This is a genomic window from Mycobacterium sp. E740 (genome assembly GCF_001672895.1).
GTDB lineage: Bacteria > Actinomycetota > Actinomycetes > Mycobacteriales > Mycobacteriaceae > Mycobacterium.
This window is the reverse complement of record NZ_LZKP01000103.1, coordinates 1-10,282: the sequence shown is the minus strand read 5'-3', so window position 1 is coordinate 10,282 and position 10,282 is coordinate 1. Positions and strand designations below refer to the sequence as shown.

The 10,282-nt window shown below is 66.0% G+C and carries 12 protein-coding genes and 1 pseudogene; 3 read left to right on the top strand and 10 right to left on the bottom strand.

Features of this window, described 5'->3' with window-relative positions:
* Positions 1-3: 3 nt before the first annotated feature.
* Positions 4-444, top strand: a pseudogene (locus tag A5663_RS23795) (DUF222 domain-containing protein); the annotation flags it as partial.
* A gap of 2 nt (positions 445-446) precedes the next feature.
* On the opposite strand, the gene A5663_RS22960 reads toward A5663_RS23795, so the two are convergent.
* The 10 genes from A5663_RS22960 to A5663_RS09800 form a co-directional block, all read right to left on the bottom strand.
* Positions 447-836, bottom strand: coding sequence for a DUF222 domain-containing protein (locus A5663_RS22960; protein ID WP_068147448.1), 390 nt, complete (start codon positions 834-836; stop codon positions 447-449).
* 32 nt (positions 837-868) lie between these two features.
* Positions 869-1,747: an SDR family NAD(P)-dependent oxidoreductase gene (locus A5663_RS09840; RefSeq protein WP_068147446.1), complete on the bottom strand. Its 879-nt coding sequence runs from the start codon at positions 1,745-1,747 to the stop codon at positions 869-871.
* 7 nt (positions 1,748-1,754) lie between these two features.
* Positions 1,755-2,183: a ketosteroid isomerase family protein gene (locus A5663_RS09835; RefSeq protein ID WP_068147441.1), complete on the bottom strand. Its 429-nt coding sequence runs from the start codon at positions 2,181-2,183 to the stop codon at positions 1,755-1,757.
* Positions 2,184-2,186: 3 nt separating this feature from the next.
* Complete coding sequence (locus tag A5663_RS09830) at positions 2,187-3,314, bottom strand: NDMA-dependent alcohol dehydrogenase (RefSeq protein ID WP_068147439.1); 1,128 nt, start codon at positions 3,312-3,314, stop codon at positions 2,187-2,189.
* Positions 3,315-3,404: 90 nt separating this feature from the next.
* Positions 3,405-3,950, bottom strand: coding sequence for a nuclear transport factor 2 family protein (locus A5663_RS09825; RefSeq protein ID WP_068147437.1), 546 nt, complete (start codon positions 3,948-3,950; stop codon positions 3,405-3,407).
* A gap of 2 nt (positions 3,951-3,952) precedes the next feature.
* Positions 3,953-4,162 (bottom strand): ferredoxin, encoded by a 210-nt coding sequence (locus tag A5663_RS09820; protein ID WP_068147434.1) that lies wholly within the window; start codon positions 4,160-4,162, stop codon positions 3,953-3,955.
* Positions 4,163-4,170: 8 nt separating this feature from the next.
* The gene (locus A5663_RS09815; RefSeq protein WP_068147432.1) at positions 4,171-5,523 is read right to left on the bottom strand and encodes a cytochrome P450; all 1,353 of its coding nucleotides are present in this window, start codon (positions 5,521-5,523) and stop codon (positions 4,171-4,173) included.
* Positions 5,520-6,347, bottom strand: a complete 828-nt coding sequence (locus tag A5663_RS09810; RefSeq protein ID WP_068147429.1) for an SDR family oxidoreductase — start codon at positions 6,345-6,347, stop codon at positions 5,520-5,522. Before A5663_RS09810 ends, A5663_RS09815 begins: the two co-directional genes overlap by 4 nt.
* A gap of 11 nt (positions 6,348-6,358) precedes the next feature.
* Positions 6,359-7,567, bottom strand: a complete 1,209-nt coding sequence (locus A5663_RS09805) for a cytochrome P450 (RefSeq protein WP_068147426.1) — start codon at positions 7,565-7,567, stop codon at positions 6,359-6,361.
* Entirely contained in the window at positions 7,564-8,172 is a 609-nt protein-coding gene (locus A5663_RS09800; RefSeq protein WP_068147424.1) for a TetR/AcrR family transcriptional regulator, read from the bottom strand. Before A5663_RS09800 ends, A5663_RS09805 begins: the two co-directional genes overlap by 4 nt.
* Positions 8,173-8,311: 139 nt before the next feature.
* On the opposite strand from A5663_RS09800, the gene A5663_RS09795 reads away from it, so the two are divergent.
* Both A5663_RS09795 and A5663_RS09790 read left to right on the top strand, forming a co-directional pair.
* Positions 8,312-9,778, top strand: a complete 1,467-nt coding sequence (locus tag A5663_RS09795; RefSeq protein ID WP_068147421.1) for an aldehyde dehydrogenase — start codon at positions 8,312-8,314, stop codon at positions 9,776-9,778.
* 38 nt (positions 9,779-9,816) lie between these two features.
* Positions 9,817-10,282, top strand: a 466-nt coding sequence (locus A5663_RS09790) for an SDR family NAD(P)-dependent oxidoreductase (protein WP_156744412.1), incomplete at its 3' end; no start/stop codon positions are given.

Here is a 10,282-nt window from a genome sequence, read left to right as displayed (position 1 = left end):
GCGATGGCGCTGCGGGAGCGGCTGCCCAGAGTCGCTGCCTTGTACGCCGAAGGGCGGTTGAGTTCTGCGCTGGTCGCAACCATCACATGGCGCACGCAACTGATTGTGAACTCCGACATCCAGAAACGCGTCGACGCCGCCATTGCGGATCGCGCGGCAAGGTGGGGCTTTCTGTCGGTCGCAAAGCTGGAGGCGGCGATCGATTCGTTGGTCCACGAGCACGATCCCGACGCGCGACGGCGCCTGCAAGAGGCCGCACGGCGCAGGGACGTCCAACTCGGCAAGCCCGACGATGAGACGGGAACGGCGTCGTTATGGGGCCGCTTGTCCGTGACGGACGCAGAGCTACTCGAACGTCGGCTGGCGCAGATGTCGAGCGGCGTGTGCAAGGACGATCCACGCACGGTCGGACAGCGACGGTCGGATTCAATGGGCGCCATCGCGGCCTACGCGGACCAACTGACCTGCCAGTGCGGGAATCCGGACTGCCCGGCTGCCGGAAGCGATCCTCGCGCGACCAGCGCAGAACTCAACCGCCCTTCGGCGTACAAGGCAGCGACTCTGGGCAGCCGCTCCCGCAGCGCCATCGCGATACACATGGCGCGTGACGCTGCCCGGTCCGAGATTCCCATCGCCGCGGAAATCTCGGCAGATGCCATCCGCCATCCGTCGATCGCGAGGTACGCACGTCCATCGTCGGGCTCGGTGTATCGCGCGGTGAGTTCGGCCGTTGCCGCCAACCGGCGCGCAGCCAGCGCCGCCTCCGCGCGGGTGCACTCCTCGATCACAGCGATGACGGCAGCGACGTCGGTGACCGCGAACTCCGACCCGAACATGTGTTCGAGTATGCCACGCTCCACTGACAAGATCAGCGCTGGTTCGCGCTCCTCTGGATGAGCGCGTCGAGTTCCTGGATCGACCACGGGGGACTGTCGTGGTGGTCGCGAAACCCGAGGATCGACGGTTTCGGTCTGTCGAAGCGCCCGACGAACCCGCCCGCGGCGACGAAGACCTGCCCGGTCACGTCCGCGGCCAAGTCGCTGGCCAGAAACGCGTACGTCGGCGCGACATACTTCGGCGGCGCGGCGTCGAGGGCACCCTGCATGCTGACTTCGTCGAGCAGACCGCGCCGGTGCAGGTCGGCGATGTGAGCCTCATACTCGGGGCCGGTGGAAAGCCGCGTCCTCGCGCCGGGGCACACGACGTTCGCGCGCACACCGTGCTCTTTGAGTTCGGCAGCGGTGGCCAGTGTCAGGGCATTGACTGCGCCCTTGCCGGCCGGGTAGCCCGTGCCGCCGTAGTCGCCGAGAAACGCGAACGAACTCGTGTTCACGATCGCGCCGCCGCCCTGCGCCACCATCCGTGGTGCCGCGGCCCGGCAGGTCTCGAACGTCGTGCCCAGATGTGCGTCGAGCAGTTCGCGGAACTGTGCCGAGGTGACGTCGAGGATGGACGACCCGACCGGCTCGGCGGTGCCCGCACAGTTGATCAGGATGTCGATCCGGCCGAACTCCGCCACGCACAAGTCGATCAACGCCTGCGCGACGGCCGGATCGGCGGGTGAACCGGCCAGGCCGTGGGCATTCGGAATGCCTTGTGCCGCTTGGGTTACCGCTTCAGCGTCGCGGCCGTTGACGACAACCCCCGCGCCGTGGGCGGCGAGGAGTTCGGCCACCGCCAGGCCGACCCCACGCGATCCGCCGACGACGACCGCGCCCCGCCCGCCTAGAAGTGGGCTGTCCGGCATCCGATGGCTAGCTGCCCGGCTGGTCGAACTGCATCATGTCCATGTTCCAGTAGCCGCGCAGGTTCGCCAGCAGCCCGGCCTCGTCGGTCCGGTAGGTGAACACTCCGCGCACCGTGCTGGTCATGCCGTTGTCGAACTTGCTGCGCAACACCAGGATATGAGCCACTTCGTGCGGGGAGCTGGACGGAAACGTCTCCTCACACGTGATCCGAAGGTCGTTGGTCGCGATGTTGGAGTCGTAGAACGCCGCGACCGCTTCCTTGCCCTTGATACCTGTGCCGTCGGGGTTGGTGAAGGACTGCCCGATCGGATCCTCGATGACCACGTCGTCGGCCATCAGGGCCAGCCAGCCCTCTTCGTCGTGGGCGTGTACAGACTTCCAGGAGTTGTGCGACGCCGCCAATGCCGGTGTCTTCTCGGCGGTTTCCTGCGCCATGTCTCAGCGGTCGTCGTCGGTGTAGCGGATGACCCCGCGGATGTTGCGGCCCTCCAGCATGTCCTTGTAGCCCTCGTTGATCTGCTCGAGCTTGTACTGCCGGGTGATCATGTCGTCGAGGTTGAGCTTGCCCGCCTTGTACATCGACAGCAGCTGCGGGATGTCGAAGTGCGGGTTGCCGCCACCGAAGATGGTGCCCTGCAGGTTCTTCTGCAAAAGGGTCAGCATCGCGAGGTTGAGGTTGACCTCGGTGTCGAGCAGGCTGCCGATCGCGGTGACCACGCACGTGCCGCCCTTGGCGGTGAGGTTGAGGTAGTTGTCGACGTCCTTGCCGTGCAACTCGCCCACGGTGACGATCACCTTGTTGGCCATCAGGCCCCAGGTGACTTCCGCGATACCGGCCATCGCCGACTCCCAGTCCGGATACGCATGCGTCGCACCGAATTTCAGCGCCTGGTCGCGCTTCCACTCCACGGGGTCGATCGCGAAGATGCGCCGGGCGCCCGCGGTGACCGCGCCCTGCAGCGCACCCATGCCGACGCCGCCGACGCCGACGATCGCGACGTCGTCTCCGGGCCGGACGTCACCGCTGCGGACGGCCGAGCCGTAACCGGTGGTGATGCCGCAGCCGACCAGGCACGCGACCTCGAACGGGATCGACTCGTCGATCTTCACCACCGAACTCTTGTGCACGACCATGTAGGGCGAGAAGGTGCCCAGCAGCGTCATCGGGAAGACGGGCTGGCCGTTGGCGTGGATGCGGTGCGTGCCATCGGAAACCGCGGTGCCGCCGAGCAGTCCGGCGCCGAGGTCACAGAGATTGCGCAGGCCTGCCTGACACGACGGACACTGGCCGCAGGACGGGATGAAGGACATCACCACGTGGTCGCCGGGCTTGAGGTCCTCGACGCCCGGACCGACCTCGGTCACGATGCCGGCGCCTTCGTGGCCGCCGAGCACAGGGAAACCGGCCATCGGGATGCCACCGGTCACGAGATGGTGGTCGGAGTGGCACATCCCCGACGCTTCCATCTGGACTTTGACCTCGTCCTTGACGGGGTCGCCGATCTCGATCTCCTCGATCGACCACGGCTGGTTGAACTCCCAGATGAGAGCGCCTTTTGTCTTCATTCCCACGTGCCTTCCGCTAGAGCCGGTGACCTCAGACTAGAGGGAGTAGTTAGGTACGTCACAGTCACCCCCAATCGACTGCTTGGCCGGTCACCAGATGGGTGCAGGGGCCTGACCGAGCGGGTAGTAGCCGGGCAGTTTCTCGCCGGCCAGCGAGCGTTCGATGCGCTTCTGCATCCCGGGCGAGAGGTCGCCCGACTCGATCAGCTTGCCGAACATGTAAGACACATGGCCGAAGTCGAAGAAGTCCCGCTGCCATTCGATCTTGAGGTTCTCGTCGAGCCGGAACCAGCTGCCGCCGATGCCGTAGATCTCGTCCTCCGTGCCGTCGGACTTGTGGACGATCTGCTTCCAGAAGCCGACGATCTCGCCCTTCTTGTCGTCCACGAGCACCTTCTGGTACTCGTAGACCCAGTTCTCCAGGCCTTCCATCTCCAGACCCAGTGCGACGTCGCGGATTTCGGCTTTGCCGACGCACATGACGTCTTCCTTCGGGCCGATGTTCCAGCCGTAGGTGGCGTCGTCGGCGTAGAACTCCGCCAACGGTTTCCAGTCGCCGTTGCGTTCGGCCTCCCGGTTGGCCTCCAACCACTGCTCGACCCACTTGTCGAGATCTTCGCGGGGCAATGACGGCATTGTCAGTCTCCTGTTTCTTTGATGGATAGTGCCTGGGTCGGGCACATGTCGACGGCGTTCTGAATCTCGTCGCGGGCCTCGTCGGGGGGTCCGGCGTCGAGGATCTCGACCTTGCCGCGTTTGGGCACCCTGAAGTAGTCGGGTGCCTCGAGCTCACACATCGCGTGGCCCTGGCAGAGGTCCAGATCGACTTCGACTCTGAAACAACCCATCCGATCGCCTACTTGACGCGCCTGCGGTAACGGGCCTTGGCCGGCCGCTGCAGCTGGACCACCATCTTCGAGTGGTCGTTGCGGTAGGAGTCCGCCGGCTGCGCCATCTCGAACTCGTACTCGCGCAACAGGACCGAGAAGATCGCCTTGATCTGCATCTGCGCGAACGCGGCGCCGACGCACCGGTGTCTGCCTGCGCCGAACGGGATCCAGGTCCAGCGGTTGGCGACGTCGGCCTGTTCCGGCTTGTTGTACCGGTCCGGGTTGAAGCCGTCGGGGTCCGGGAAGTCCTCGGGAATCCGGTTGCTGATCGCCGGGGAGGCCGCCACGAAATCGCCCTTGTGGATCGGGAAGCCGGCCACCTCGAACTCGTCCTGGGCCACCCGCATCAGGATGATCAGCGGCGGATGCAGGCGCAGCGTCTCCTTGACGACGTTGTCGAGCTTCGGAATCTGGCGCAGGGCATGGAAACTCACTTCCTGGCCGTCGGCGTAGAGCTCGTCGAGCTCGGCCTGCACCTCCGCGTAGACCTCGGGGTGGCGGATCAGTTCGATCAGCGTCCACGCCGACGTGCCCGAGCTGGTGTGGTGGCCGGCGAACATCAGCGAGATGAACATGCCGGTGACCTCGTCGGCCGAGAAGCGCGGGTTGCCCTCCTCGTCCTTGATCGACACCAGCACGTCGAGCATGTCGCGGTCGGCCTTGTCCTTCGGCGGGTTGGCCAGCCGCTCGTTCATGATCTCCTGAACCAGCGCAACGAGTTTCACCCGAGCCTCGTCGCGGCGCCGGAAACTTTCGATCGGCAGGTAGGGGTCGACGTAGCACAGCGGGTCGGTGCCACGCTCGAGATCGTGGTAGTACTCGGCGAACCGGTGGTCGAGCTGGTTGCGGAACTTCAACCCGATCAGGCACGCCGTCGAGGTGTAGATCGTCAACTCGGCGAAGAAGTCGAGCAGCTCGATCTCGCCTTCGTCGCCCCAGTCGGCGATCATCTTGTTGACTTCACCTTCGATGGTGGTGGCGTGCCCTTTCATGTGCTCACCACGCAGCGCGGAGTTGTGCAACATCTCCTTGCGCCGCTCGGGGCTGGCGTCGAACACCACGCCCTCGCCGAAGATCGGCGTCATGAACGGATACGCCTCGGCCTGGTCGAGATCCTCGTCGGCCGAACGGAAGAAGAACTCGTTGGCCTCGGCTCCCGACAGCAGGATCACGTGCTTGTCGACCAGTTGGAACCAGCCGACGTCCCCGCATTCCTCGCGGACTCGCTTCATCAAACCGATCGGGTCGGTACGGAACTCCTCGAGATGTCCGTGTTCCTCCTCGCCACCGGAGACCCGGGGCACGATCGCGGTCGTCATGTCTGTGGCATCCCCTCTTCGCCCAGGGCGAGCTTTTGTCGGTCCTTGTTGTCCGCCAACGGTGCTTCGGGCTGCAGTTCCATGTTCGCGACGAACCCGCCGCGCGGGGTCTCCGCCACGAACGTAATGGCACGGGCGAGATCCGCGGCGCGCAGGAAGTAGTCGTGGCGCGCCTGCCCCCATTTGGCCCAGTCCTCCAGGGCGGGACCGATCTTCTCGGCAGGCAGGCTCCAACCCATGCTGGTCTTCGTGGGGCCGGGGTGCACGATCGACGCGCGCACGCCGGTGCCTTCCAGTTCCATCTGCAGATTGCTCACCATGGCGACCAGTGCGGCCTTCGCCGCGCCGTACGCGCCCATGTGGGGCCGCTGCCGCAGCGCCACATCGGATCCGACGAAGATCAGGTCGCCGCGCCGGCGTTCGAGCATGCCGGGCAGCACCGCGGCGGCAAGCCGGTTGGCGCCGACGAGGTGAATCTGCAGCTGTGATTCGAACTCGTCGGTGGTGATCTCGGCGAGCTTGCCGAAGTAGGTGTCGCCCGCGCCGGCGACCAGCACCTCGATCTCGCCCAGCGCGTCGACGGCCTGTTTCACGAACGATTTCACCGAGTTCGGGTCGGTGACGTCGAGATGGAACCCGACGGCCTCCCCGCCGTCGGCGTTGATCTTGCCGACGATGTCTTCGAGTTTCTCGACCCGGCGCGCGCCGAGTGCGACGGGAAAGCCGCGCGCGGCCATCTCGATGGCCGTGGCCTCTCCGATTCCGGAGGAGGCGCCGGCGACGATGACCGGTCGGCGGGCGGGTAGCGGTTCGAAACGGGGCATGTATACGGCCTTCAGCGGATCTGAGGAGCGATGGGAAGATGAGCGAACCCGCGAACATTGCTCGAGTGGACGCGGACGGCGTTGGCCTCGTCCACCTCGTATCCGCGGATTCGCTTGAACAATTCGGTCAGGGCGACCCTGGCCTCCATGCGCGCGAGGTGCGCGCCGAGGCAGAAATGCGCGCCGCTGCCGAAACTCATGAGCTTGGAGCCGATTTCGCGGCCGATGACGAATCGGTCGGGATCGTCGAACACCCGCTCGTCCCGATGCGCCGAACCGGGCAGCAACAACAGGACGTCGCCGTCCGGGATCAAGGTGTCGTACAGCGTCAGTTCGCCGGCGACGGTGCGGGCCAGGATCTGACTGGAGGTGTCGTAGCGCAACGTCTCCTCGACCCACAACGGGACCCGCTCGAGGTCCGCGTAGACAGGAGCTAGCTGGTCGGGGTTCTGGTAACCCCAGAACGCCGCGTTCGCAAGAAGTTTCGTGGTCGTCTCGTTGCCCGCGATCACCATCAGGAACATGAAGCCGAGGACCTCGTCGTCGGTGAGCCGGTCGCCGTCGATCTCGGCTTCCAGCAGCGCGGTGGTGAGGTCGTCGGCAGGCTTCTTGCGCCGTTCGGCGACCATGCCCTGGTAGTAGACGATCAGGTTGATCGACGCCTCGACAGCCGCCGGCGGGACGTCGGTCACGCCCTCGTCGCGGTGCATCACCCCGTCGGCCCAGGCCCGCACCTGAGTGCGGTCAGGCTCGGGCACCCCCATCAGCTCCGAGATGACGTCCATCGGCAGCTTGCCGGCGAACTCGTCGACGTAGTCGACGGTCTCGTTCGAACGGGCCTTCTCCAACATCACGTCGAGGTGCTGGACCGCGATCTCGGTGACCCGCGGTTCCAGCTCACGAATTCGCCGCGGGGTGAAGCCTTTTGACACCAAGGTGCGCAATCGCAGATGTGCCGGATCGTCCATCGCCAGGAACGACATGGTCTTCGAGGCGTGCGGGCCGCGCGAGGCCGGGTCCAGCGAGACACCGAACTTGTTCGACAGCGTGGTGCTGTTGCGGAAACCCTGCAGCACGTCCGCATGCCGGGACAATGCCCAGAAGCCGAGCTCCTCGTTGCGGTACAGCGGCGCCTCGTCGCGCAACCGCTTGTAGTACGGATACGGGTCCTCGTGGAAGTCGTAATCGTAAGGGTCGAGGACCAATTCGGTGGCCGTCACTTGTCGTCTCCCAGGATGAGGCCGACGACGTAGGACAGCCGGTCGGCGATCTGGTGGTAGGTGAACACGCCGCTGCCGGCATTGACCAGCGCGCCGAAGAACGTCATCTCCAAGGCGGCCAGCGCGCGCGGGTCGGCGTCGGGGCCCATGGCCGATCGGATGCGGCGGTGGATCTCGGCGCCGATCCGGTCGCGCACGGTGCGCACCGCGGCGTCGGTGCCGCTCAACAATGCGGTCGTGCAGGCAGCCGCGACCTCCGGTTCGTCGGCGACCATCAGCGCCATGGCCCGCAGGGTCTTCTCGACGCGGGTCACCTTGTCCTCGTTGACGTCGGTGAAGTAGGGCACCTGACGCATGAGGTCGAGGTAGACCTCCGCGATCAGGTGGTTCTTCGACGAGAAGTAGGTGTATGCGGTCGCGGGGGCGACCTTGGCCCTGGCGGCGACGGCGCGCACCGTCAGATCCGCGTAGGAGGACTCGCGCAGCATCTGGACGCCGGCGGCGAGCACCTTGCGGAACGTCTCCTCTTGGCGACGGTTGCGCGGTGTCTCGCCGTCGGTCGCAGGCGCTGGTCCTGTGACCGCGACCGCAGGCTCGCTGGACACATGTCCAAGTTATCCGACGCCGTGTTCGCTGCGCAAGTACCCAGCTAGTCGCCTGATGCTTGCCAGCGGCCACGACATGGGGCTATGGTGCGTTCAACCAATTCGGACACTTGTCCAGTAAAGGCGGAACGGAGACGCGATGGCACTGCTGGCCAATCGGGAAAGTCAGTTGCTCATCGACGGCAAGCTCGTCGCGGGCAGTGGCGGCACGTTCCAGACCGTCAACCCCGCCACCGAAGAGGTGCTGGGCGTCGCCGCCGACGCAACCGCCGACGACATGGGCGATGCGATCGAGGCCGCCCGGCGGGCGTTCGACGAGACCGACTGGTCGACCAACACCGAGCTCCGGGTGCGCTGTCTGCGTCAGTTGCAGGCGGTGTTGAAGGAACACATCGAGGAACTGCGGGAGATCACGATCGCCGAAGTGGGCGCACCGCGGATGCTTACGTCCGCCGCGCAGCTCGAGGGGCCCGTCGAGGATCTCAGTTTCTGCGCCGACACCGCGGAGTCGTATCAGTGGACGACGGACCTGGGCATCGCCGCGCCGATGGGTATCAAGACCCACCGCAGGATCGCCCGCGAGGCCGTCGGCGTTGTCGGGGCCATCACCCCGTGGAACTTCCCGCACCAGATCAACCTCGCGAAGATCGGTCCGGCGCTGGCCGCGGGCAACACCGTCGTGCTCAAGCCCGCGCCGGACACCCCGTGGTGCGCGGCAGTCATCGGCGAGCTCATCGCCGAACACACCGACCTTCCGCCGGGCGTGGTCAACATCGTCACCTCCAGCTATCACGGCGTCGGCGCCCTGCTGTCGAAAGACCCTCGAGTGGACATGGTTTCGTTCACCGGCTCGACGGCGACCGGGCGGGCCGTGATGGCCGACGGCGCGGCCACGATCAAGAAGGTGTTCCTCGAACTGGGCGGCAAGTCGGCGTTCCTGGTGCTCGACGACGCGGACCTGGCGGGCGCCTGCTCGATGTCGGCTTTCACCGCATCCATGCACGCCGGGCAGGGCTGTGCGATCACGACGCGGCTGGTGGTGCCGCGCCCTCGCTACGACGAAGCGGTCGAGGCGGCGGCCGCGACGATGGCCGGGCTCAAGCCGGGTGACCCGCAGAACGCCGGAACAATCTGTGGCCCACTGATTTCCGCCCGTCAGCGCGACCGGGTGCAGGGATACCTCGACTCGGCGATCGACGAGGGCGGTACGTTCGCGTGCGGCGGCGGACGCCCCGCCGACCGTGACACCGGCTTCTTCATCGAGCCCACCGTGATCGCCGGACTGGACAACGATGCGAAGGTCGCTCGCGAGGAGATCTTCGGGCCGGTGCTGACGGTCATCGCCCACGACGGCGACGACGACGCAGTGCGCATCGCCAACGACTCGCCATACGGCCTGTCCGGCACCGTGTTCTCCGCCGACGAGGACCGCGCGAACCGGGCCGCGGCGCGGATGCGCGTCGGGACGGTGAATGTCAATGGCGGGGTGTGGTATTCGGCCGACATGCCGTTCGGCGGATACAAGCAGTCGGGGCTCGGCCGGGAGATGGGCCTGGCCGGCTTCGAGGAATATCTGGAGATCAAAGCCATCGCCACCGCACGCTGACGACCCACGGTGACGTGATCGCAGAGAGGAAGACATACATGGGGCAGTTCGAGGAGAAGGTCGCGATCGTCACCGGTGCCGGTGGCGGAATCGGGCAGGCCTACGCCGAGGCGCTGGCGCGCGAGGGCGCGGCCGTCGTCGTCGCCGACATCAACACCGAAGGGGCGCAGAAGGTCGCCGACGGCATCAAGGGTGAGGGTGGCAACGCGTTGGCCGTCCGGGTCGACGTGTCCGATCCGGACTCCGCCAAAGAAATGGCGGCGCAGACGCTTTCGGAGTTCGGCGGCATCGACTACCTGGTGAACAACGCGGCGATCTTCGGTGGCATGAAGCTGGACTTCCTGATCACGGTCGACTGGGACTACTACAAGAAGTTCATGAGCGTGAACATGGACGGTGCGCTGGTGTGCACCCGCGCGGTGTACAAGAAGATGGCCAAGCGCGGTGGCGGCGCGATCGTCAACCAGTCGTCGACTGCCGCGTGGCTGTACTCGAACTTCTACG